This is a genomic window from Veillonella tobetsuensis (assembly GCF_002959935.1).
GTDB lineage: Bacteria > Bacillota > Negativicutes > Veillonellales > Veillonellaceae > Veillonella > Veillonella tobetsuensis.
This window is the reverse complement of record NZ_PPDF01000008.1, coordinates 303,282-328,781: the sequence shown is the minus strand read 5'-3', so window position 1 is coordinate 328,781 and position 25,500 is coordinate 303,282. Positions and strand designations below refer to the sequence as shown.

General features: G+C 41.0%; 18 protein-coding genes and 1 other RNA gene. 17 read left to right on the top strand and 2 right to left on the bottom strand.

Annotated features, from left to right (window positions below; all coding sequences use genetic code 11):
• Positions 1 to 99: 99 nt before the first annotated feature.
• A complete protein-coding gene (locus VTHSUH11_RS04680) occupies positions 100 to 951 on the bottom strand; it encodes an aldo/keto reductase (protein WP_105092796.1) in 852 nt (283 codons plus the stop codon).
• A gap of 240 nt (positions 952 to 1,191) precedes the next feature.
• Here VTHSUH11_RS04680 and VTHSUH11_RS04675 point away from each other — a divergent pair, with 240 nt between their 5' ends.
• The 5 genes from VTHSUH11_RS04675 to VTHSUH11_RS04655 all read left to right on the top strand — a co-directional run bounded on the left by VTHSUH11_RS04675 (position 1,192) and on the right by VTHSUH11_RS04655 (position 6,360).
• Positions 1,192 to 2,301: an efflux RND transporter periplasmic adaptor subunit gene (locus VTHSUH11_RS04675; RefSeq protein ID WP_105092795.1), complete on the top strand. Its 1,110-nt coding sequence runs from the start codon at positions 1,192 to 1,194 to the stop codon at positions 2,299 to 2,301.
• A 65-nt stretch (positions 2,302 to 2,366) separates the two neighbouring features.
• The gene (locus tag VTHSUH11_RS04670) at positions 2,367 to 3,284 is read left to right on the top strand and encodes a DUF2156 domain-containing protein (protein WP_105092794.1); all 918 of its coding nucleotides are present in this window, start codon (positions 2,367 to 2,369) and stop codon (positions 3,282 to 3,284) included.
• 160 nt (positions 3,285 to 3,444) lie between these two features.
• The gene (locus VTHSUH11_RS04665) at positions 3,445 to 4,638 is read left to right on the top strand and encodes a GNAT family N-acetyltransferase (RefSeq protein WP_105092793.1); all 1,194 of its coding nucleotides are present in this window, start codon (positions 3,445 to 3,447) and stop codon (positions 4,636 to 4,638) included.
• 1 nt (position 4,639) lies between these two features.
• Positions 4,640 to 5,515, top strand: a complete 876-nt coding sequence (locus tag VTHSUH11_RS04660) for an RluA family pseudouridine synthase (RefSeq protein ID WP_105092792.1) — start codon at positions 4,640 to 4,642, stop codon at positions 5,513 to 5,515.
• 482 nt (positions 5,516 to 5,997) lie between these two features.
• Positions 5,998 to 6,360 carry a hypothetical protein gene (locus tag VTHSUH11_RS04655; protein WP_059364148.1) on the top strand — a complete coding sequence of 121 codons (363 nt, stop codon included), beginning with the start codon at positions 5,998 to 6,000 and terminating at the stop codon, positions 6,358 to 6,360.
• Positions 6,361 to 6,512: 152 nt separating this feature from the next.
• Here the strand turns inward: VTHSUH11_RS04655 and bioB are convergent, their stop codons facing one another.
• Positions 6,513 to 7,538 (bottom strand): biotin synthase BioB, encoded by a 1,026-nt coding sequence (gene bioB / locus VTHSUH11_RS04650; protein WP_059364147.1) that lies wholly within the window; start codon positions 7,536 to 7,538, stop codon positions 6,513 to 6,515.
• 186 nt (positions 7,539 to 7,724) lie between these two features.
• On the opposite strand from bioB, the gene VTHSUH11_RS04645 reads away from it, so the two are divergent.
• The 12 genes from VTHSUH11_RS04645 (at position 7,725) to VTHSUH11_RS04590 (ending at position 25,496) form a co-directional block, all read left to right on the top strand.
• Complete coding sequence (locus tag VTHSUH11_RS04645) at positions 7,725 to 8,990, top strand: metallophosphoesterase family protein (protein WP_105092791.1); 1,266 nt, start codon at positions 7,725 to 7,727, stop codon at positions 8,988 to 8,990.
• Entirely contained in the window at positions 8,980 to 11,853 is a 2,874-nt protein-coding gene (locus VTHSUH11_RS04640; RefSeq protein WP_105092790.1) for an ATP-binding protein, read from the top strand. The genes VTHSUH11_RS04645 and VTHSUH11_RS04640 overlap by 11 nt, the downstream gene beginning before the upstream one ends.
• Before the next feature lie 123 nt (positions 11,854 to 11,976).
• Complete coding sequence (gene hemE, locus VTHSUH11_RS04635; RefSeq protein ID WP_105092789.1) at positions 11,977 to 13,023, top strand: uroporphyrinogen decarboxylase; 1,047 nt, start codon at positions 11,977 to 11,979, stop codon at positions 13,021 to 13,023.
• A complete protein-coding gene (gene hemH / locus VTHSUH11_RS04630; RefSeq protein WP_244899983.1) occupies positions 12,977 to 13,906 on the top strand; it encodes a ferrochelatase in 930 nt (309 codons plus the stop codon). Before hemE ends, hemH begins: the two co-directional genes overlap by 47 nt.
• Complete coding sequence (gene hemG / locus VTHSUH11_RS04625) at positions 13,903 to 15,426, top strand: protoporphyrinogen oxidase (protein WP_105092787.1); 1,524 nt, start codon at positions 13,903 to 13,905, stop codon at positions 15,424 to 15,426. Before hemH ends, hemG begins: the two co-directional genes overlap by 4 nt.
• 356 nt (positions 15,427 to 15,782) lie before the next feature.
• Entirely contained in the window at positions 15,783 to 16,514 is a 732-nt protein-coding gene (hemQ, locus tag VTHSUH11_RS04620) for a hydrogen peroxide-dependent heme synthase (RefSeq protein ID WP_105092786.1), read from the top strand.
• 347 nt (positions 16,515 to 16,861) lie between these two features.
• On the top strand, positions 16,862 to 21,445 hold the full coding sequence (gltB, locus tag VTHSUH11_RS04615; protein ID WP_105092785.1) for a glutamate synthase large subunit: 4,584 nt from the start codon (positions 16,862 to 16,864) through the stop codon (positions 21,443 to 21,445).
• 113 nt (positions 21,446 to 21,558) lie between these two features.
• An RNA gene (ffs, locus tag VTHSUH11_RS04610) (signal recognition particle sRNA small type) lies at positions 21,559 to 21,658 on the top strand.
• 179 nt (positions 21,659 to 21,837) lie between these two features.
• Positions 21,838 to 24,219 carry a DNA polymerase III subunit gamma/tau gene (gene dnaX / locus VTHSUH11_RS04605; protein ID WP_105092784.1) on the top strand — a complete coding sequence of 794 codons (2,382 nt, stop codon included), beginning with the start codon at positions 21,838 to 21,840 and terminating at the stop codon, positions 24,217 to 24,219.
• 88 nt (positions 24,220 to 24,307) lie between these two features.
• Positions 24,308 to 24,637, top strand: a complete 330-nt coding sequence (locus VTHSUH11_RS04600) for a YbaB/EbfC family nucleoid-associated protein (RefSeq protein WP_059364130.1) — start codon at positions 24,308 to 24,310, stop codon at positions 24,635 to 24,637.
• Positions 24,638 to 25,234, top strand: coding sequence for a recombination mediator RecR (gene recR / locus VTHSUH11_RS04595; protein WP_059364128.1), 597 nt, complete (start codon positions 24,638 to 24,640; stop codon positions 25,232 to 25,234). It begins immediately after the preceding gene.
• A gap of 1 nt (position 25,235) precedes the next feature.
• A complete protein-coding gene (locus VTHSUH11_RS04590; protein ID WP_105092783.1) occupies positions 25,236 to 25,496 on the top strand; it encodes a hypothetical protein in 261 nt (86 codons plus the stop codon).
• Positions 25,497 to 25,500: the final 4 nt, after the last annotated feature.

Sequence of the window (25,500 nt, the reverse complement as noted above, 5' to 3'; positions counted from 1 at the left end):
CAGGGCGAAGTCAGATCCGGCCGGTTGAGGCTTGACGGAGGGGATATTTCATTTGTGTATATTGGTAGAGATAAGAATGCGCGGATTCATAAACTATAACTATTTTAGTTGTAAAATTCGCTCAAGCCCAGCAGCAGTATGATGATTTTCCAAAAATGCTCTTTGATCTAATAGCTCCATGAGATCCATATCCGTAATAGATAGTTTGAAATCGAATACGTCACAGTTGGATTTCATATGCTCCAAAGAATTTGATTTTGGCAATGGAATCATGCCGCGTTGGATGTGCCAGCGCAAGATGATTTGGTGTTTTGTTTTACCGTATTTTTCAGCTAAGCTTTTGATAATTGGGTGGTCGAATATAGGTTGGCGGTCACGTGTGAAAGGGGACCAAGCCATGCCAACGATTTGATGTTTTCTCATTATTTCCCACAGGGATTGACGTTGGTTGAATGGGTGACATTCGATTTGGTTGACTACAGGTCTTACGTTGGCATGATAGATAAGATCAATTAATCTATCTTCGTAGAAGTTTGATACCCCTAGTCCGCGCAGTATATTTTGATCATATAATTCCTCCATAGCGCGCCAAGAACCATAGTAATCACCAATTGGTTGGTGAATTAACATGATGTCAATATAATTGGTATCGAGTTTTTTTAGGGAACTCTCAACGGCACGCATCGTAGCATCATAACCGGCATCAGTATGCCAAATCTTGGTGGTAATGATGATATTTGAACGATTAATGCCAGAGGCTTTGATTCCATTCCCTACGGCTTCTTCATTATCGTAGTAAGCTGCTGTATCAAATAGGCGATATCCTGCATTTAAAGCGTTTGTTACGGCTTGCTCGGTTTCGTCGAGAGCTCCCGTTTTATATGTACCAAAGCCAATAGATGGCACAAAACTACCATTATTTAAAATTCTAAAATCCATACGTTCTTCCATGAAATCCCTCCGTGTGTTATTATATTGATATATCTAATATTTTGAATTTATATATGGTTCACAATATATGATATATTTATTATACTAGGCCGACATATACCGTTGTCTATAAATATTATAACAGATATACGATTATATCTGATGAAGTAGGGAATTAGCTTTCATACAATTCTTATCGGTTTTGTGATATACTAAGGTATTGATATAAATCAATACAATGAATAGAGATAAGGTGAAAGTATGAACAAATTACGACTTGGTGCTGTTTTGGCCATGTTGACAATTGTTGTGAGTGTGCTCGCTGGTTGCGGTACATCTACGGTATCTGTAGCTGATGTCGCTTATAAGGATATGCCATTACAGATTCATAATGAAGCGAATGTGACGGCCCTTAATAAGGCGACCATAACGCCGACCGTTTCTGGTGCTGCTACGTATACTGTGAAGGTAGGCGATAAGGTGACGCAAGGTCAAGTGGTGGCAACCATTGATACGTCTGCTTTGCAGCAACAATTGATGTCTTTACAAGGTCAACTTAGTGCAGCGCAAGCGTACACGCCGTCTGTTACCACTGCAACAACGGCTCCTACCATCAGTACTGCTCAGCTTGAAAGTGCGCGGCAGATGCGCGAAGCTGGTAACATTACAGAAAAAGAATACAATCGTATTCTTGAAAGATCTCGGCCCCAAACGGTGACAACCACAACGGGTGGTGGTAGTGGTGCTAATGTAGCGGCCATTGAAGCACAAATTGCGCAGGTATCTGCACAAATTGCAGCCGCTAATATTACGGCTCCTATTGCTGGGGTGGTCACTGCTATCTATAATGAGGATCGCCAAATGGCGATAGCAGATCGTCCGTTTATGTTGATTCAACAAGAAACACCGATGGTAGCTGCTTTGAGTATCCCTCGTGATGCGGCTATGAAGTTAGCTCGACCAGAGGCGAAATCAACAATAAATGTATTTTTACATGTAGGAGATACAGATATTCCTGGTGAATTAACCTATCTGGATACTAATCAACCCGAGAATGTGCCAAGTGTGCTAGTCAAGGCTACTTTCAATAATGAAAAGGGAACCATTAAGGCTGGTGAATTTTATAGCTTGACGATAGAATCTAGTGCACAAGCGAAAATGCTCGTGGTACCTTCTACGGCAGTACGTGAAAATCAAGATGGTAAATATGTATACGTCTTGACCGCTAATAATACGGTGGATGTACGTGTTGTTGAAGTGGGCGATGAACAGGATGGTTATGTATCCATAATGACAGGCCTAAACGAAGGTGAACAAGTTATTACAACTAAAGGGACCTTTGAATTAGGTGAGAAGGTAAAGGTTCAATAGAGTTCTATACATATTGAGTGTAGTTACATTATATCCAACCTAGGATTTGATAGGAGGAGATTGTTATTTTAGAATTTAAGCGTTTTGAATTAAGAGATAAGCCCTTAATTGATAAATATTTTGAACAGCATCATTATGAAGCGTCGGATAATTGCTTTACCACATTATTTATGTGGCAAGAACCGTATGGTATTCGTTGGGCTGAGGAAAATGGCGTATTATACATCCAAGGTGGTGGCAAGCGTGACCCATTCCTTTTGCCTCCATTTGCAGGTAAAGATGCAAAATTCCTCGACGGTTTGTTGCGTGCTAAAGAATGGTTTGTAGAAAACAAATTACCATTCCGCTTTAAAGGTGTTAGTAAGGTTGTAAAGGAACGTATGGAGGATTTATGTCCAGGCCGTTATGAGTTTACACCTGACCGCGACAACTACGAATATATTTATAAATCAGAAGATCTTATTAATTTGTCCGGTAAGAAGTTCCGACAAAAGAAAAATCATTTGAATCAATTCCGTATGCAATATTCTAACTATGAATATGTACCAATTACGGAAGATATTATACCTTTGTGCCGTGAAACAGCTGCATCTTGGGTTGAAACTCATCATGAAGAGGGCATCGAGGATGAATTGGTAGCCATCAATTTGCTCTTTGATAATTGGGATGCCTTAGGCCTAAAAGGTGGAGCTATTAAGTTGTTCGGTCGTGTAGAAGCTTTTAGTATTGGTGAAATGCTAAATGATAAAATTGCTTTGATTCATATTGAAAAGGCAAATCCAGATATTCGTGGTTTATATCAAGCAATTAATAACGAGTTCATCCGTCACGAATTTAGTGGTGTAGAATTCATCAACCGTGAAGAAGATATGGGCTTACCAGGTCTTCGCCAAGCGAAAGAATCCTATAATCCGGATCATTTCGCAGAAAAATATGATGCTGTATATGCTAATGAGGCAGATAATGCCACAGGCGGTAAATAATTAGTTTAATCTAATACGGATTGTGAGAGTGGTACTATATGGTGCCACTCTTTTCCGTTATAATAAAGGGTAGAGAGTATATATTTTTTGTCAGTGCAATAGATATAGTTATTCAATACAATAGTTGCAGTTACTACTGTAATCATAGAAAGGAAGTAGTATGGATTTTAGAATTGCTACAGCGCAAGATACGCCACAAGTTGAGGCTTTATGGGCGTATTGCTTTGAACCAAAAGAAGATCCGTTCTTTCAATATTATTTTTCTAATTGTTATGAACCTGAAAATACAGTTGTAGGTATTCAAGAAGGGCAGTTGTTGTCCACCGTTCATTTGCGTCAATACAATATTAATGTGCGTGGTGCCGTATTGCCAACGAGCTATATGGTTGGCGTAGCTACGCATCCGGCTGCACGTCGAGGCGGCATTGGGGGCGCTTTGTTAACCTATTCTTTGGAGGAATTGCGCCGCCGTGGTCAAGGCATTACCATTTTAATGCCTTCTAAGGCTGGATTTTATCAGCAATATGGCTGGGATCTGTATACTCATCAATGGGTACAGACCATGCCTCTTGAGAATCTACGTCCCTTGACTGATAAGGCATTGTCCTTTGGTCTGCTAAATGATGTTGAACAATGGACATTGCTCGATCCTGTTTATAAAGCATACACTAAAAATTTGTGTGGCTATGCTGAACGCGGCGAAAAGGAATGGAAACGCCTCTTGGGTAGCTTCTTTGCAGAAGGTGTTAACATTGCGGTTGTAAAAAATAATACTAACGAGATTGAAGGCTATGCAGTATATCGATTAGGTTCACCTGAAATACCTGTAACTGAATTTGTTTATACAACGCGTCGTGCTCAACGTGGATTGCTGAACTATTTTTACAATCATCGCTCTCAAGGCGAAAGCATTCGCTGGAATGAGGGGTTGCACGACACTGGCTATCGATTCGTTCCCGATGGAAAAACGGGGCATATCACGATGCCTTATATGATGGCGCGCATCGTTGATGTAGAAACCGCTTTGACTACTGTACCGGTTAATCCAGAAGCGGTTATGATGCCAATCACCTTAACAATTAAAATTACAGATTCGCTTTGTACCTGGAATGATGGTGTATTTGAACTCACCTTGGGTGAAAGCATTACGCCTAAGGTCAAACGCGTTTCCGATGTAGCTAAAGAAGATATCGATATTACTATTGATGTGGGCGGTTTGGCAGTTCTTTTAATGGGCGCTGTTTCCGCTAAAGACCTTGTTTTTGAGGGCAAATTAGACGGCGAATCTCATTGGATTGATTATTTAGATATGGTATATCCTAAACAAAATACGTATATCAACGAGTGGTGGTAATATGAGCTGGAAAACATATACAGTTAAAGAGGATGTAGATACAACCGTATCTGCTTATGTAAAAGAGCGGTTTTTCTTATCTTCCCGTAATTTACAGATGATATTTCGCAAGAAACGCGTCAAAGTAAATAGCCGTATTGCTCATTCAAAACGAATGTTGAAAAAAGGTGATGTTATAACGATTGAGTTGCCACAAGATAAGGACTATGGTGTAGAGGTCGAAAAAGGGCCTTTACATGTGCTCTATGAGGATTCCCATACTCTTGTAGTCTATAAGCCTCCGTTTATGCTCGTTCATCCTACAGGGCAAACGAGAAACCATACACTGAGTAATCTTGTGGCAGGTTATTACGCAAAACGTGGCGAAGTTCATAAAATTCGTCCTGTTCATCGCTTGGATCGTGATACTACGGGTGTGATTATGTTTGGTAAAACTCGTGAAGCCGAACAATATTATACGAATCAGCTGCAAGAAGGGTGTATCCATCGAATCTATCGTGGTCTCGTAGAAGGAGATATTAATTCTGATGGTGTAGTTAATGCGCCTATAGGTGTTGATCCTGTATTTGATAATCGTCGTTGTATTGATGAGTTTGGCCAAGAAGCAATTACAGAATATCGCGTAATTGAGCATGATGATACAAAGTCTTTGTTAGAATTTAAATTATTAACAGGTCGTACACATCAAATTCGGGTTCATATGGCTCATATCCATCATCCTATCATCGGTGATGCTATGTATGGTACACGAAATAAACCTTACACAAGACAAGCACTACATGCATATTCTTTAACCTTTGTACCGTATGGTCAAACAGAGGCGATTACAGTTGTGGCACCAGTTCCATCTGATCTCGGATTAGAAATACATACATAAAAAGCTGCCCTATGATATGTTCCTCCTTTACTAGTTGTCCAGTAAAGGAGGAGCATATAATTAGGGCAGCTTTTAATTTTGCAACGAAAAAAGGACTCCGAATGGAGTCCTTTTTCATGTAAGGGGAGTGTTAGTATTAACATCAAATGACCTATGTATTTAAACAAGTAGTAGGTTTGGGGTTAGTATTACTTGTCGGGAGATAAATACATGTAAGTAATCAGGGAATATTTACTTATGGTTATCATTTGATAGCGTAATTATAAGCATGGAAAATGAAGTAAAAATGAATATCTATAAAATATTTTATGAAATTTAGATGAATTGTAAATTTCGTTTATTAAATATTGATAAATAGCGTACTTCTTGATATGATAATAGAGGAGAAAAGTATCTTCTCTTTATTTTTTTTAAAAATATTTAAAAAAATCGATGTTTATTATAGAACTTTAATTATATGGGTTGAGAGAAAGGGGGCCATTATGAAGTTGCTTATAGCGTTGATGGTCTGTTTTTGTCTCATGACGTTTTCACATACAGCTCAAGCAACAGATTGGTATTATGTAAGCCCTGATGACAAAGGGAATCAGTTATTTATAGATAATGACAGTGTTCAAAAAAGTGATTATGATGCAGTTCTTTGGTTGAAGGTTAATGAACCAGGTGGCGATGAACTTCGTTATAAGGTGTATATTAGTCGATATAATCGGACCATGGAAATTCTAGAGGTCGATGCGTATATGCCAAATGGTACACAATATGATAATGTTGATTATGATAAAGATCCTGAACCAATTGAAGGTAATACAAATGGGCAAGCAATTTATAACTTGCTATGGAATTAAAGGTATATGTTGAATAAGAAAAATCCCTAGCTAGACAGCAACTAGCTAGGGATTTTTTATGTGTAAATATGTCGTAAACACACGAGGTGCTACAGTTTTCGTAAGTAGTGGAATTTGGAGAAAATCCACTGCGTATTTGTATAACCGTTGGCTTATAGTTGAACGGCTGTACGAGTTAATTCCAAATCATCAATCATTTGTAAATCGTCTTGAGGGGATCTACCACCTGTTGTTAAGTAACCGCCTACCATAATACCATTAAGACCACCTTTGAGTGCGTAGGATTGTAAATCACGAAGATTTACTTCACGACCACCAGCGGTGCGAATCAATGCTTTTGGTAAAATAAAGCGGAATACTGCAAAGGTACGTAAGATTTCCATAGGTTTTAAGGCCTTGTTATCTTCAAATGGAGTACCCTTAATCGGATTTAATATATTTAATGGTATGGAATCAATGTTGAGTCTCTTTAATTCAAAGGCCATTTCTACGCGTTGTTCCAATGTTTCATTGAGACCTAAAATGCCACCAGAGCAAACACGGATGCCCGCTTTTTTAGCATTGTCGATAGTAAACATCTTGTCCTCATAGGAGTGAGTAGTGCAGATGTCAGGAAAATGACTTGGTGCCGTTTCAATATTGGAATGGTACCTTGTCACGCCTACTTCTTTTAATTGAAGCGCTTGTTCATAGGTTAACAAACCTAAGGAACAACAAATTTCTAAGCCTACTTCTTCGCGAATTTGTTTTAATACGCGTAAGATTTGGTTAAACTCATTTGGATTAGATGTATTGCGACCACTTGTAACGATAGAGAATCGAATAGCGCCCGCCTCTTTTGCCTTTTTGGCCGCTTCTAATAATGAATCGTCATCCATGAATGGATATTCTTGAACACCTGTATTGTGATGTGCCGATTGAGCACAGAACTTACAGTTCTCAGGGCATTTACCAGAACGAGCATTTACAATAGCGCAAATATCGACGGAATTATCGTTAAAATGTTGTTTTATTTTATCTGCCATTGCCAAGAGAATCATGGTGTCTTCGTCGGGTGTGTGAATCAGTTCAACTGCTTCTTCTTTTGTGATTTCTCCACCATTTAGAATTCGATCGGTAATGGATAAGATTTTATGATAGGAACCCACATGGGTTTGTTGCTCTGTTGGAAGTGCCATTATAGCCTCCTTAGTATTGTAAACCTATAAAACGTAAATTTATTTACAATGTAATTGTATTATTCTTCACTATATATTGTCAACTACATAAATAACTCAGTTTACAATCCTGTTCTCATTCATATTATATAGAATTATATAGTATAATTAGATGTTAGTATTTTATCTGTTACGAAAGGAGACAATATGCAGCCTTTTCGTTTTATACATTGTGGGGACCTTCATTTAGGGGCACCTTTTCAATACGCTATGGGCATGAGTCGTTCTGTGGACCGTGCCGTAGCTGAAGCAACATATGATGCTTTCAACAATATCATTGAATTAGCCGTTAGAGAACGGGTTAATGCTGTTGTGATAAGTGGTGATATATATAATAGTGAAGACCATAATTTAGAGGCGCAGGTGCGTTTTGTACGTGCTATGTATCAATTGTGGGAGGCCCATATTCCCGTATATATGGTGCAAGGTAATCATGATCCTGCTGAAAGCTGGCGCGCTGGCTTAGCTATGCCTGATAATGTTCATGTATTCTCAGACACTCAAGTACAACGCTTTCCTCTTATGGTTAACAATATTGAAGTGGGGGGCGTATACGGCATTAGTTGTGGTCATGGTAACGAACAGACTAATTTTGCATCTCAATACAAAGCCTTTGAACGAGATGAGTTTTCCCTCGCAGTTATGCATGGTACCGTTGGTGCTAGTTTAGGCAGTGAAGCCCATAACATAACAGGGCCATGTAATTTATCGGATATCATGCAAGGTGCCATGGACTATTGGGCATTAGGTCATATCCACAAAGCTCAGGTAATTTCAGAAGATCCTATGGTAGTCTATGCAGGCAATCCACAGGGCCTGCATCGTAAGGAGTCTGGACCTAAGGGATGTTATATGGTACGCGTAGCGCATAATGGACATTGTGAATTAGAATTTATTGAAACTAGTGAAATTCGTTTTGAAGAAATTAAGCTGGATATTGCTGGTATACGAACTGAATCTGAGTTGTTGGAATTATTGAGCAATAAGAAACAATCCTTACGTAAGCGGCATAACAAGAATACTCTCGTATCTGTGAATCTAATTGGTACGGGACCAATGTATCGTTTATGTGCAGATGAAGCGGTTCGAAAATTATGGCTTCGAGAAACACAAGCTGAAGAAAAGAGTAAATCTATCTTTATCATGCCATATCGCATGACCAATAAGACTCGTCCTGCTATTAATCTGGCAGAGCGACGCCTATTATCTGATATGGTAGGTGATTATCTACGTGCCTATGATGATACGGTGACGGATGTTGATGCAGTGCGTCAAATTTTAGTAAATCGTCCTGAATCTAAACGTCTTGGCGGCTATTTAGATTTGTTATCTGACGATGTATTGAAGCGCGTCATGGAACGCAGTGAAATGGAAGGGGTTACGGTATTAATGGGGGCTAATGATGAACATTAAACAGATTCGACTCGACTCATTTGGACCGTATGAAAACTGGATGTTTCAATCAGGCCCTAATGGGGTGCAGCTTGTATATGGTGCCAATGAAAGTGGTAAAACATCATTGTTGGAGGGGATGCGAGCTCTTTTATTTGGTGGAAAGCATAAGAAGTATGGCTATGTGAACGGTTCTCTTGAATTAGATAAAGATGGAATTGCATATCATTTAGGTCGTCAGAATAAAAATTTAGATTTTTATTCCCCTGGTGGGCCGAACTTAAAGGACGAACCTAATCAACTATGGTGGCATGGTCTTGATAAAAAAACATATAATCGCATATTTGGTTTAACCTTAGATGATTTACAAGGTGTAGATGTACTCAATGAAGTAGATGTGCGGGCACGTTTCTTTGGGGCTGAAGGCGGTGAGCAACTAGGTAATGTTGTTAAAACCATTGAAATGAGTGCTAATGATTTACTTGTTGCATCTGCATCAGGTAAGCGTCGTATCAATGTATTGATAGAGCAATTACAAGAGAATAAGGCTCGTCTATCTGCTCTTAGTGCGCATGAAGAACAATATGTAGAGCTTCAACAAGCATTGCGTGCTTCGGAGGATACGGAGGCAGAGATTCAAAATCAGATTAAGGAATGGCAGGATTACCGTGAAGGTGTTGAAATGGTGCTGCGTGCTTGGGATACATACCGACGTAGTGAAGAGGCACGTCAGCATATGCAAAGGTTTACGCCACCTGAAACTCTGAATCGAGATGCGTTCTTAGGTATTGATGAAGGTCTTCGGGAAGCTCGTCAGAGCATGCAAATGTGGCTAGATAAGGAAGAGGCTTTAAAGCCGGAAAACTTTGATCCCAATAGTCCGTTTACTATGCATGGTCAAGATATAGAGGACTTGATTCAGCAAGGTGCTCAATGGGAACAATTGCGTCGAGAATGTGAAGAAGGCGATGCCTATATTGCTAAGGTTAAGGAACAGCTCGACTTTTCTAGAGGCTTACAATCAGCTTGGCGCAAGGATGAATCCGTTCCGACAGATGTAAATTGGTTTGAAGGAGAACGCTTATCTAAACGCTTACGTACCGCAAAAGACCAACTACTCTATTGGCAAGGTCAAGATCCAGCTTTACAAGTAGAAGCAAAGTCTAGTGAGTCTGAGGCGGTGGTTAAGGATTCTTCTGTAGAGAGTGACAAAACAGGAGTCGTTAATAATTGGGCGCATCAAGAATTAGAAGCGGTAATTGCAGATATAGCTGATTTAGAGGCTCAAATCGGGGAGGAAGGCTCTACACGTAAGGCAGCCTTACCTGTTTGGTTACAGCGTATAGGTGGCATTGGGGCCGTAGTGGGTGTGTTGTTGTCTTTGGCAGGACTTATCGCGTTAGAATCTGCATTATATAGTGTAGGTGGTATTGTCTTATTAATACTGGGGCTAGGATTATTCTGGTATGGATGGCGTCTTCGTCATATAGATAATGCAGATTTATCGCGATGGATGCGAGAATTGGACCGTTTGCAACAACGTAAAGCTTATTTAGAGACGCAATTAGATATACCTTTGCCAAAGGAATCATCAAATGTACCAAATTTGGAAACAGCTGCTATAGAGCAACGCTATAATGAGGAAGGTAAGCAATTACAGGCCAACTATGATAAGGCGTTAGCAGAGTGGCAGGCCTGGATTCCAGAGGGGGCTGCAAAGAGTCTTAATGAAGATGATTTCTTTAGCATGAAGCATGAGTATGATCAATATTATGAGCAATTACGTACCATTGAAGGTTACGAAAAGCGATTAGAGGAACACAAGGAATCATTACGTGTTATTGAAGATCAAGCGGTTACTTTATGGTATAACCTTGGCATTGAAGCACCTGTATCACCAACAGAGCTAAAACGCATTTACAATCAATACAAAAACTTTCAGCAACAAATGATTCGATGGGAGCAAAAAGAATCACAGCGTAAAAGCTATCGAATGGAGTATGATAATTGGCACCGAAAGGAAAAAGAACTTTTGTTAGAGCAAAAAGCTTTGCTTGAAAAGAGTGGTTTGTCCGGTGCTAATGAATATCGCCAGAAACTCATCGATGAAGACCAATATAAGCAATGGGCAACGATTTACAAACAAAGCCAAGTTCAGCTTGAGTTGTTAACTCCGGAAGGAGAAAATAAGGATTTGTTCTATCGCCGCTTGCGTGAGGGTAATAAGGATAATTGGAATGATGAATTGGTACATGCAGATCAAGAGTTAGGTGCTCGTAAAGATGCAATGGCGAATTTGTATGAAAAACGAGGCCAAATTGTGGAGGCTATGCGTGCTCTTGGGGCAGATCAAGAACAGCGTGAAGCTATACAGCAACGGAAAGAACTAGAATCTGAATTGGAATCGGCTCTAGAAGATTGGGCCACACAAGTTGTCATTGGACACTGTATGGAACGGGCACAACAGTCCTATGAAGAAGAATCGCAACCGAAAATGTTAGAGTTGGCCTCCCAATATATTAACCGATTAACAAACGGCACTTATACATTAGATATGTGGGGATTACAAGATGGTTTAGCCCTATTGAATGAGCGTGGAGACCGCTTGCCGATTAGCCACTGGTCCAGTGGCTTGGCAGACCAAGTGTATTTAGCCTTGCGCTTAGCACTAGCAAAAGTGTTTTCCTACCAAGTGGATACATTGCCTATTATTTTGGATGATATTCTCGTTCGTTTTGATGAAGATCGTCAAAAGAGTGCACTTGAATTATTGGCTGAGCTTGGACAACAGCAACAAATTTGGTTATTTACTTGCCAACAACAAGTGTATTATATGGGACAAGCTATATCTGGTATAGATACTCATATATTGCAACGTACATAAATTCCTATTGCGAAAGACATAGATAATAAGTGGCTTTGCATATTCATTACTTTTGGAGTACACTTTAATAGAGAAATATCTTAAATCGATGTATGTACATGTTTTATAGAAAGGGGTGGAGGTTTGAATACTGCTTATTTAGATATGATTCAGGGAAATAATCCTGGTGTAACACCAGTGTGGTATATGCGCCAAGCTGGGCGCAGTCAAGCTGCCTACCGTAAGATTAAAGAAAAGTACACATTGTTCGAAATTACGAAACAACCAGAACTATGTGCACAAGTTACGGAGTTACCAGTAAAAGAATATGGCGTTGATGCGGCGATTCTTTATAAGGATATTATGAGTCCTATGGTGGCTATTGGTGTAAATGTTGATATTAAACCAGGCGTAGGACCTGTTTTTGATACGCCGATTCGTTGTATGGGGGATATTGAACGGTTGCATCAATTCGATCCAACGAAGGTGGACTACATTGCAAAAACCATTGAACTATTGACGGAAGAGGTTCTTGATGTACCTCTTATAGGGTTTTGCGGTGCCCCTTTCACCATTGCATCCTACCTTATCGAAGGAGGCCCAACAAAAAGCTATAACAAGACACGTGGCATGTTAATTAGCGAGCCGGATATTTGGAATGGTTTGATGGAAAAATTAGCGGATATGTCCATTGACTATTTGTCGATGCAAGCTAATGCAGGCGCTAATGCATTACAGATTTTTGATTCCTGGGTGGGCGCCGTAAATAGCGCTGAATATGAACAAGCTATTTTCCCTCACATGAAACGCATTATTTCAACAATAAAAACCCGATTCCCTAATTTGCCACTCGCCATGAATGGCGTAGGCACAGATCATCTCGTGCCTATATGGGCTAAACTACCCCTTGATATTATCGCTCTAGACTGGCGCAGTTCTATTGAGGAAGCTAAGAATAGAGGTGTTACACAAACTGTACAGGGTAATCTTGACCCAGCCTATTTGTATGCTGATACGAAAACGATAGCTAAAGCGGTAGATGAAATTTTGCTAGATGGTGTTCGTCATGGTAAACATGTATTTAACTTAGGGCATGGCGTATTTCCCGAGGCGGATCCTGCAAAATTACACTGGTTAACCGACTATGTCCATGAAAAGAGCCGTGAATTATGGGCTCGTGAAAGCCGTTGATATGAAACAGGCTATATTACTATTGTCCTTTGGAACTCCCTGTGAAAAATCGGATTTAGTACCTTATATGACGAGTATTCGTCATGGGAAAGCTCCGAGTGAGGGTGAATTAGAGGTATTAACTGCTCGGTATGATGCCATTGGACAATGGGATAATGTAAACTTACAAACAATGGGAGAGCAACAGAAGAAATCCCTTGAAACTCTCTTGGGGGTAGAAGATATATATTTGGCATATCTTCATAAGCCTCATAGCATGGAACAAGCTATAAAGGCGATAGTTGATGCAGGTTATACATCTATTTTGAGTATAGTTACATCCCCTTTTTATTCTGTGGTGGGGACAGGCGCTTATGAACGTAAACTACAAGCCATATTACAAGAGTACAGCCATATATCTTTGGATAATATTCAGTCTTGGTGGGATAGATCTCAATTTATAGAATATTGGTCTTCTCGATTAGCTAATCTTAATCCAACGCAGGCTGATACAATGTGTATTTTTTCGGCACACAGTGTGCCTGTTACAACAGTTGGTGATTATGTATTCCACATTACATCGGCTGCAGAGAAAATCGCGGAACGAGTAAATTTAAATTACTGGTGTACTGCGTGGCAAAGTGCTCCTCCTTATGGGGAGTGGTTAGGACCTACCATCGAAACTGTGATTGAACAGGCTCTTTTAGAGGGCGCAAAACGGATTATATGTGTTCCCTTTGGGTTTGTTAGCGATCATGTGGAAATATTATATGATAATGATATCCTATGTCGTAGAATCGTTGAGGCGACCGGTGCAGTATATGAACGTGTGCCGATGCCAAATGGTAATGCTCTATTTATGGAGGGGATGGCTGAGGCTATTAAAGAAAGGATTAACAAGTGAAGGTAACGATTGTTGGCGGTGGCCTTACAGGCCTTACCGTCGCCTATTATTTAGGACATGCTAAGCCAGATTGGCAGATACAACTTTATGAACAGGCTCCGCGCTTTGGTGGTAAAATTCAAACGCAACGGGTGGATGATTTTGTTGTAGAGTTAGGACCGGACTCTTATTTGAGTCGTAAAACAGAAATGACAGATCTTGTTACTGACCTTGGCTTGGCTGAGACTCTTGTATCTAATGAAACTGGGCAGGCCTATGTATATGATCGTGACTCAATGCATCCTATTCCAGGGGGCTCTATCATGGGGATTCCTACAGAGATGATGCCCTTTGTGAAAGCTACATTAATCTCCTGGGTTGGTAAACTTCGAGCAGGGCTCGATTATTTTAAAAGTCCATATTCTTTAGATGAAAATGGGGATGTATCTATTGGACACTTTTTCCGTTATCATTTAGGGCAAGAAATGATGGATAAATTAATTGAACCTTTATTGGCGGGCATCTATGGTGGTGATATCTATAAGATTAGTCTGTTATCGACATTCCCACATTTTATTCAAGTAGAGCAGAAATATGGAAATATGGTTAAAGGCATGATTAATGCAAAGATGAGCCATCAAAAGGCGGGGGTTTCTAAAGGAGCACAAGGGGCTGCTAATGTAGGTGATGTGCCGCGTGCTGGTAAAGATACGATGACAGATGCTCAGTTTGCAAATAAGCAAGCTGCTCAGTCTATATCTACACAGACTAGCGGGGCTATGAAAGCTGCTAAGGGTACTGCATCACAGTCTGGTATGTTCCGTCAATTGATGGGCGGTCTTGAAAGTGTTATTAATGCTATTGTAGAGCAAATGCCGTCGAATGTTACTTTAACAACAGAGGCCCTCGTGTCTAATATATCTTATAAAGATTCTGTGTATCGATTTGATGTAAATGGACAACAAGTAACAACGGATATGCTCGTTTTATCAACGCCACCAGCAACATATAAAGCGTGGTTTACTGATGATGCTGGCTTTGATGGAGTTCGGAACATGGAGCAATCGAGTTGTGCCATTGCTATTATGGCCTTTGATAAATCTACATTTGATGGTGAGCTCAAAGGCTCTGGTTTGTTGATTACTCGTAAAACAGATACTCCATTAACAGCTTGCACTATACTAAATCAAAAATGGCCACAAACAACACCAGATGATAAAATTGTTCTTCGTGTTTTTATCGGTAAACCTGGTAATGATGTAGTAGAACGATATAGTGATGACGAACTTTCGGAAGTGGCTCTCAATGAAATTCAACGTATTATGAATTTCGAGGCTAATCCAGAATGGATTAAGATTAATCGCCTTATTCATTGCATGCCGCAATATAATGTAGGGCATCGTGCTGCTATCACAGCTGTTAGAGACCATGTAAAAGAGCATTACCCTAATTTGTATCTCATTGGGACACCATTTGATGGGATTGGAATACCGGATGGGGTAAAACAGGCTAAGGAACTTGTGCAACGGTTGTCTAGATAATTCTACGTAGCCGGTTCGGTATGGGCGTCAATAGGACGTTGGTATAAGTACTACGTTGCCGGCGATGGATAAGCCTCCTTCAGCTCCAGCTAGCTTAACGGTCTTCGGCCAAGGGCCTCGACCTACTAAAGTCGCTTCAGAAGGCTTATCCATCGTCTACAATAGTAGATACTGAATGTACAATGGTTACCTATTGACACCCATCCCTCACCTACTGTAGATTTCTTTAAACAACCGTAGCACAAGGGCTCTTTAGCCTAGAGGAGAATGGTCTTCGGCCTAGGGCCTTGATTTGTTAAAGTGTTTTGATTTGTAAATGTTATTTTTATATATTTTGTATGAAAAGGAGTGATTGTATGGGTAAGGCAATTTCTACTGTTGAGGGTTGGCATAGTCAACATATGGTATTTTCTATGGATTTTAGTGCTTGGAATTGTTTTGAAGCGGCTGAAAAAGAGAAGGCTCGTGCTGAGTTAAAGGCTTTTTTGGCTGAATTAGAGTCCATGCATCAAGCTAAGGAAGGCAGTTATGCTTTTTATGATGTAAATGGTTATAAAGGGGATTTGTTGTTGTGGATCTTGGCACCATCTCTTGATGAGTTAGCTAAATGGGAACGCAAATTCCGTCGGCTTACTATTGCGTCTGTACTTGTACAAACATATTCTTATACATCTGTAACAGAGGTAAGTGCTTATGTAAAAGCAAAGCTTGATGTACCAGAGGTGGATGCTAAATTATATCCATGTGTACCAAAGGATAAATATATTTGCTTTTACAATATGACGAAAAAACGTGAAGGCAATGATAACTGGTTTATGTTGCCTCAAGAAGAACGTGGCCGTATGATGCGTGAACACGGTATCACTGGTAGACCATATCTTGAGATTTTATCTGAGTTCACTACAGGTGGCGTTGGTTTAGATGATTGGGAATGGGGCGTTACAATCCTTAGCAATGATGACATCCAATTCAAAAAAATCGTTTACGATATGCGTTTTGAAGAGGCCAGTGCTAGATATGGTATCTTTAGCGATTTCTATGTAGGGACGATTATAGATGATGCTCGTTTTGAAGAAATCTTTCAATAGATTAAACTAGTGCATCCCTAACATATTTTTAATAGGAAATGACGATCTATTTATGATAGTTAAATAGGTCGTCATTTTTGCATTATGTATACAAAATACGCATACGGCTATGATTTTACTGCAAGTTAGGTTGCGGTTTTTATATTATCAAATTACAGTGGACTTTGGTATACTGTGTATAGACATTAAATTCTATAGAATATAAATTTTAGATGAGATATATGCAGTCTAATATAGCTATAGAAAGAATTTTCTAGAGATAGTTTGTAATTTATACTTTCACCAAGACCGAACGGAACGATGCCGCAGTGCTTGGATTGATCAAGTGATATGAAGGAGTGCACGTTATGGATATGAATCAGAGCACAATAGAGCAGCAACGTCTAGATCAGGCTAGACTCGAAGCCAATGGCATGTACAGTAGCCAATTTGAGAAAGATGCGTGCGGCATGGGTTTTGTCGTAAATATTAAAGGCAAAAAATCCCATAGTATCATCGATGATGGCTTGCGTATTTTAGAGCGCCTTGAGCACCGCGGTGGAGCAGGTGCCGATAAGGACACAGGGGATGGTGCCGGTATTTTGGTACAAATTCCACATGAGTTCTTTAAACGCGAATGCGAAGTGCTTGGTATCAACTTGCCTGTAGCAGGCGAGTACGGCGTAGGTATGGTCTTTGCCCATAAATATGAAAGCCTCCGTAACGAGCAAAAACGCATTTTTGAAGAGGTAGTACGCGAAGAAGGTCAAGTTGTTCTCGGTTGGCGTGAAGTACCAGTTGATGGTACAAAGGTTGGTCACGAAGCTGCTGCCATTCGCCCTTGGATGATTCAAATCCTCATCGGTAAAGGTCCAGATGTAACAAATAATAAAGAGTTTGAACGCAAATTATACATAATCCGTAAATTAGCGGAAAAACGTATTATCCCGTTGAGCAAGGAATTATCTAGCGATTTCTATATCGCATCCTTGTCCTCAAAAACAATCGTATATAAAGGTATGTTAACACCAGGTCAATTGCGTGATTTCTATCTCGATTTGAGCGACCTTGATTTCACATCTGCGTTGGCTATGGTTCACTCTCGTTTCAGTACGAATACATTCCCAAGCTGGGCTCGGGCGCATCCTAACCGTTTCTTAGTTCATAATGGTGAAATCAACACAATCCGTGGTAACGTAAACTGGATCAATGCTCGTGAAGGTAAAGCAGAATCTCCTTTATTCCCAGATATTAAAAAGGTATTCCCTGTAGTAGATGACAGCGGTTCTGACTCCGCTATGTTCGACAACACATTGGAATTCTTGCACATGACAGGTCGTTCCTTACCTCATGCCATCATGATGATGATTCCTGAGCCTTGGGAACGCAACAATCTCATGAGCCAAGAAAAACATGACTTCTACGAGTTCAATAGCTTCATGATGGAACCATGGGATGGTCCTGCGGCTATGGGCTTCACTGATGGTACTGTTATCGGTGGCGTACTTGACCGTAATGGTTTGCGTCCTGCTCGTTACTATGTAACAACAGATGACCGAGTAATCATGGCCTCTGAAGTAGGCGTAGTAAATGAGAATGCTGAAAATATCCGCGCTAAAGGTCGTTTGGAACCAGGCAAAATGCTTCTCATCGATACAGCGGAACAACGTATCATTTCCGACGAAGAAATCAAACATCGTGTTGCTACTGAATTACCATATGATGAATGGGTAAAAGAACACGTTATTCACTTGTCTGAAATTACACAAGCTGATGAAAGCGACATTCCAAAAGTTGAAGACTTGTTCAAAAATCAACAAGCCTTTGGGTATACTCAAGAAGACCTTGTGCGTATGATCGTGCCTATGGCAAAAGATGGTAAAGACCCTGTAGGTGCAATGGGTGCCGATGCGCCACTTGCTATCTTGTCCGATAAACCACAATTGTTATATAGCTACTTCAAGCAAATGTTCGCGCAAGTAACAAATCCTCCAATCGACTCTATTCGTGAGGAAATGGTTACATCTACACGGGTTATGCTTGGTAACTCTGGTAACTTAACAGAGCCTAATAAGGCTGGTACTTATGCGTTGTCCATGCGTACACCAATCCTTACAAACCAAGAATTGGCTTCTATTAAGGCTCTAGACTGCCGTCGCATGAAATCTGTTACATTGCCAATCCTCTTTGACCCAACTAAGGGTGCTGAAGGCTTGCGCGATGCATTAGATGAATTATGCGCTAAAGCAGAAGAAGCAGCTCGTACAGATCAAAACGTATTGATTTTATCTGACCGTGGTGTTGATGAAAATCATGCTCCAATTCCAGCATTATTGGCTGTAGCAGCTGTTCACAATCACTTGATCAGAAAAGTATTGCGTACAGAAATCGGTCTTATCCTTGAATCTGGTGAACCTCGTGAAGTACATCACTTCTGTACATTGATCGGTTATGGCGTAACAGCTATCAACCCTTACTTGGCTCTTGAAACTGTACGCGATTTACAAGCTCGTAAACGCCTTGGCGATATTACGCCAGAACAAGCTGAAAAGAACTATATTAAAGCTGCTGTAGGTGGCATCATGAAGGTTATGTCCAAAATGGGTATTTCCACAGTTCGCTCCTACCATGGCGCTCAAATCTTTGAAGCTTTGGGCTTGAATACTAACTTCATTAACAAATTCTTCGTGAATACGCCAACACGTATCGGTGGCATAGGCCTTGGCGGTGTGGCAAACGAAGCCTTGGCTCGTTATGAACGTGCTTTCAAATCCGACGAAACTGTACTCGAACCAGGCGGTTGGTACGGTCCTGTAAAAGATGGGGAAGAGCATTTATTTAATCCTAAAACTATCGATCTTTTACAAGAATCCCTTATCAATGGTGATTATGCTAAATATAAAGAATATTCTAAAGCGATTCGCAACGATTACCACGTTACATTGCGTTCCTTGATGGAATTGAACTACCCAGTAGGCGGCGGCATTCCTATCGAAGAGGTTGAATCTGAAGAATCTATCGTAAAACGCTTTAAAGCGGGCGCTATGAGTTATGGTGCCATCAGTAAAGAGGCGCATGAAGCGATTGCTATCGCTATGAACCGCCTTGGCTCTACATCTAACTCTGGTGAGGGCGGCGAAGATGTAGCTCGCTTCAAACCATTGCCAAACGGCGATAGCCTAAACTCCGAAGTAAAACAGATCGCCTCTGGTCGTTTTGGTGTAACTGCGAACTACCTCATTCACGCTAAAGAGTTACAAATTAAATGTGCGCAAGGTGCAAAACCGGGTGAAGGTGGTCAATTACCAGGCAAAAAAGTATACCCTGAAATTGCAAAAGCTCGTCACTCCACGCCAGGCGTAGAGCTCGTATCTCCACCACCACATCATGATATTTACTCCATCGAAGACTTAGCTGAGTTGATTTACGACTTGAAATGCGTCAACAAAGATGCGCGTATTTCCGTTAAATTAACATCCGAAGCGGGCGTTGGTACTATCGCTGCTGGTGTAGCGAAAGCAAAAGCAGATAATATCTTGATTTCTGGTTACGATGGTGGTACAGGTGCGGCTGGCCGTACATCTGTGAAACATGCTGGTGTGCCTTGGGAATTAGGCTTGTCAGAAACGCATCAAACATTGATGCTCAATAGATTGCGTGACCGCGTTCAATTAGAGGTAGACTCCAAGTTGATGACAGGTTTCGACGTAGCAGTAGCGGCTATGCTCGGTGCTGAGTTATTCGGCTTTGGTACATTGCCACTCGTTGCCGTAGGCTGTAAAATGGCTCGTGTATGTAATCTCAACACATGCCCTTACGGCGTAGCAACACAAGATGAAAAATTGCGTGCTCGCTTCACAGGTAAACCTGAGTATGTAGAAAACTTGATGATCTTCATTGCTCGTGAATTGCGTGAGATTATGGCTCGCTTAGGCATTCGTTCCGTAGCTGAGTTGGTTGGTCGTATCGATCTTGTTCGTCAAAAATCTCAAGACGATAACTTCAAATTGTCTCGTGTTGACCTTAAACGTATCTTGTTCCGTCCGTACATTGATGCTTCTGTAGGTCACATGCACATGACTGATCAAGATCATGAATTGGAACGCACCTTGGATATGTCCAAGCTCTTGCGTATGTGCCGTCCAGCTATTGAAGATCAAAAACCAATTCGCGCTAAATTGGCTATCAACAACATTAACCGTGTTGTAGGTACCTTGGTTGGTTCTGAGGTAACACGTCGTTATGGTGAAAGTGGCTTACCAGATAACACAATCAAGTTGAACTTTGAAGGTTCTGCTGGTCAATCCTTCGGTGCTTTCATCCCTAAAGGCATGACATTGGAGCTTGAAGGTGATGCGAACGATTACCTCGGTAAAGGTTTATCTGGTGGTACAATTACTGTATATCCACCTAAGAAATCCATCTTTGAAGCGGACGAAAATATCCTTATCGGTAATGTTGCCTTCTATGGTGCAACATCTGGTACATCCTACATCAATGGTGTAGCTGGTGAACGTTTCGCGGTTCGTAACAGTGGTATCACTGCTGTTGTTGAAGGCGTAGGCGACCATGGTTGTGAATACATGACTGGTGGCGAAGTACTTGTACTTGGTAAAATCGGTCGTAACTTCGCAGCAGGTATGTCCGGTGGCTATGCGTACATCCTCGATTGTGATGAACGTTATGTAAACACAGGCCTCGTAGAATTACGTCCTGTTAATAATGATGATCTTAAACGCATTAAAGAATTAGTAGAACAACACGTATTGCATACTAACTCCGCTAAAGGCCGTCACATACTGGAAAACTGGAATAACTTTGTCAACAGATTTACAAAAGTTGTACCTGTAGCATACGAAGAAATGCATGCTGCTATTGAACGCTATAAAGAACAAGGCTTATCCTTGGAAGAAGCACAATTAGCTGCATTTAAAGAAAAATATGCAAAATAATTTCTAATCTTACTGAATATTCTTTAGATAAGATATGTGAAATGCCTCTATAGCTTTGACTGTAGAGGCATTTTCATGTATAATATTTGTATTGCAATATTGGATCATGGCAGTTCTCGGGCCTGTGCAATGGGGGCCTGTGAATCGTGTCAGGACTGAGAGGTAGCAGCACTAAGCGGTAACCTTCATGTGCCACGGGGAACCCGGGGGCTGTCGTGATCGAATATTGCAAGGCGGCCTATGGGGCCGCTTTTTTTATGTCTAATTGATAGAGGGAAATGGGTCGTATAAATTAATGATAGAACTCTATAAAATGAGTCAGATTTCCGTGAATATGGTATAATAAAGTATTATTATTTTCAGAAAATTTACAGGAAAAAGGGGGTGTTCCAATGGCATATATGGCGTTATATCGCAAGTATCGTCCGCAGACGTTTACCGATGTAGTTGGGCAGCATCAGGTTAGTGATACATTGATGCGGGCTATCCGCGAGGATAAGGTGGCCCATGCGTATTTGTTTGCAGGTCCTCGTGGGACTGGTAAAACGAGTATGGCCAAGATTTTTGCTCGTGCCATTAACTGTGAACAGGGCCCTACAGATCATCCTTGTAATGAATGCAGCGTATGCAAATCGATTTTGAGTGGTCAATCTATGGACGTCCTTGAAATTGACGCCGCATCAAATCGTGGTATTGATGAGATTCGCGCTCTTCGTGAAAGCGTCAAATTTATGCCTGTAGAAGGGCGTAAAAAGGTATTCATCATCGACGAAGCACATATGCTTACCAATGAGGCCTGGAATGCTTTATTGAAAACCATAGAGGAACCACCTGATCACGTGATGTTTATCTTTGCTACTACAGAGATTGAAAAGTTACCAGTAACAATCGTATCTCGCTGTCAACGCTATACCTTTAGACGTATTACGTCTGATGATATTGCACAGCGTTTACAATATGTAGCAGAAAAAGAAGGCTTTGCGTTAGAAGCAAATGCGGCGCGGCTTATCGCAGTTCATGCAGATGGTGGCTTGCGTGATGCGTTGAGTATTTTAGACCAATGTGTGGGCATGGCAAGTGATGAGATTACGCCTGCTGTAGTAGAGGAATTAATTGGTCTTGTTAGTAAAGATTGGATTATTCGTTTCCTAACAGCACTACACAATGGGGATGGTCCAGCTGTGTTGAAAAATATTCAAGAAGCACTTAGTGAAGGCCGTGATAGTGCTCAAATCATGGAGGCTCTTACGCAGCATTTGAGGGCTTTATTAATTGTCAAGGTAGCACCAGATGCAGAAGAACTAAAGGTTTATGATTCGTTCCGAAACGAGTTTTTAGATCAAGCGCAAATCATTGAGTTTGGTACGATTAATCAATATATTAAACAGTTACAATCCATCATGAATGATGCGAAACAAGTGGATAATCCACGAACGGTTATTGAAATGGGTTTATTGGTACTATGTGCTGGTATATCTAAGGTTCATGACGATGTGGAGACACGTTTATCTGCATTGGAACTTTCAGAGCGAGATGCTCGTGAAGGTGTTTTGAATCGGCTGGCTAAATTGGAACAGCAAGGCCCTACGATAGCAGCACCGATTAATTTTGTTGCAACGCCTAGTGCTTCGCGGTCAACATTGGCAGATGATGACTTTATCCCACCACCTATGGAGGAGTATGAATCTGTTACGATTCATGAGGTGCCAACAAATTATACACCGAGTCCTAGTGTGGCCGAGTCGATGCCTAGTGGGGGTGCAAAAAACTCTATGACTGGCATGACACCGCCACCTATGAAAGGAATGGTGCCGCCACCTATAGTGGGGGTGGGGAATACACCACCACCTATGACAGGAAAGACATCGCCAAGCAGAACGACGGCGCATAAGCCAATGCAACAGAGAAAAAGCACTGGTATTAGCCAAACGGCAGTCATTGGAGAAACAATGGTGACTGCAGTAGAATATGGAACCATTCATGGTACTGTGATAAAATATCTAAAGGACAGTGATAGAGGTTTCGCTTCAAATATTGCTGGGCAGGGACAACTTATTTATGTAGACAGAGAAAAGGCCGTATTAGCTTTTGAAAAAGGGCTTTATCTTAATTTGGCCGCTAATGAGGCTAATCGCAAAGAAATCGCTGTGGCCTTCCAATATGCTTTAGGCTATGTTGTGTCTGTAGAAGTGGTTGATTCTGCAACTGAGGTATTTATAGAGTATAAGACGGCGAGTGGTGTTGGCTCCAATAAGGCAGTACCACCCAAACGGACTCAGTCTGTAGCTGTTGCACCGGCAACGCCAGCACCGGTAGAAGCTCAGTTACTAGGTGATACAAGCAAAACTGCTAAGCCTAGTGTGACTAGAACAGAATCGCCTGCCAGTGATATAAAGCCTAAAGAGCCTATGAGCTCTGAAGCAAGAAATGATGCTAAACAGGCAGCTTTGGCGGCTCTAGCAGCAAAAGGGATTATGCCATCTAGTAACAAGGTGGATACTGATGCATCTATAGCTAAACCAACTTCTCATGATGATGGGGGAATCCCTGTTATGAGTCTTGATGGCACACAGGTTATGACTGAAGATGGTGAAGTGATCAACCGCCCTATGGATAGTGGTGCAACCGTGGAGGTAGAAGCTGTCCCAAAGCGTGAATACCAGTGGGACCCATCTAATATGGGCGTTGAGGAACAACAAAACCCACTGTTAGCTAAAACATTAGAAAAACTTTCAGAAGACCATGATATTTATGTAGAGGTTATTGAAGAGTAATATTAGATTATTTTCACATCATCGTGAATATAGATACATTATTTTATTGTTAATACGGACTTTCACAGTCCTATAAGGAGGAAATACAATGTTCGGTAAAGGTATGGGCAATATGGCAGGCATGATGAAAAAGGTTCAAAAAATGCAAGCTGACATGCAAAAAATGCAAGAAGAGTTAAAAACTCGCACTGTAGAGGCGTCTGTAGGTGGCGGTGCAGTTACCGTAGTCATGAATGGCGAAAAAATGATTGAATCTTTAAAATTGAACCCATCTGCAGTTGATCCTGAAGATGTAGAAATGCTTGAAGATTTGGTAACTGCTGCTGTTAATGAAGCAAGTAAAAAAATTGACGACTTGTTAGCTCAAGAAATGGGCAAAGTAACAGGTGGTCTTAACTTGCCAACAGGTTTATTCTAAATGACAAATGCATTAGAACGGCTCGTAGAACAGTTGCGCAGATTGCCTGGTATCGGCTCTAAATCAGCCCGTCGCTTGGCATACCATCTCGTTGAAATGCCTCAAGAAGAGGTGGATAGCTTGGTAAATACCATTGTTGAAGCAAAAGGGGCAACCCGTCATTGTTCTATCTGTTTTAATTTATCCGCTCAGGACCCTTGTGAGTTTTGCTCTAATCCGAATCGCGATCAAACTACGATTATGGTGGTAGAGACATCCCGTGATGTCATTGCCCTTGAACGCAGTGGTGATTACAAGGGTTTATACCATGTATTAGAAGGCGCTTTATCTCCGTTGGAGGGCATTGGCGCCGAAGACATTCGCGTTAAAGAGCTTATCGCACGCTTGCGTGATGGTGTTGTACAGGAGGTTATCCTTGCAACAGATCCTGATGTAGAAGGGGAAGCAACAGCTCTCTACTTAGCTCGTCTACTAGCTCCAAGTGGCATTAAGGTAACGCGTATTGCTCGTGGTGTTCCTGTAGGTGGTGACATCGAATATGCTGATGAATTAACCTTGGGTGGTGCCGTTGTAAACCGCCAAGAAATGAAAGGATAATATGGAAGTATCACTTGCGTCATTACTCGCGTCACCTATTGCTTCGACAGCTATAGCTATACTAGTTGTTGTTATTGCATTTAAGCTTGCTTTTTATACGATAAAGAAGGTAATCGTAAATGTAGTACTAGGCCTTGCGACATATATGGTTTGCATTCATGTGTTAAATATACCAATGGATATTGGCATTGGCATTTGGGCTTTGACCGTATTATTTGGTCCAATACCAATGGCATTAGCTGCGCTATATCACGGCTTATAATATA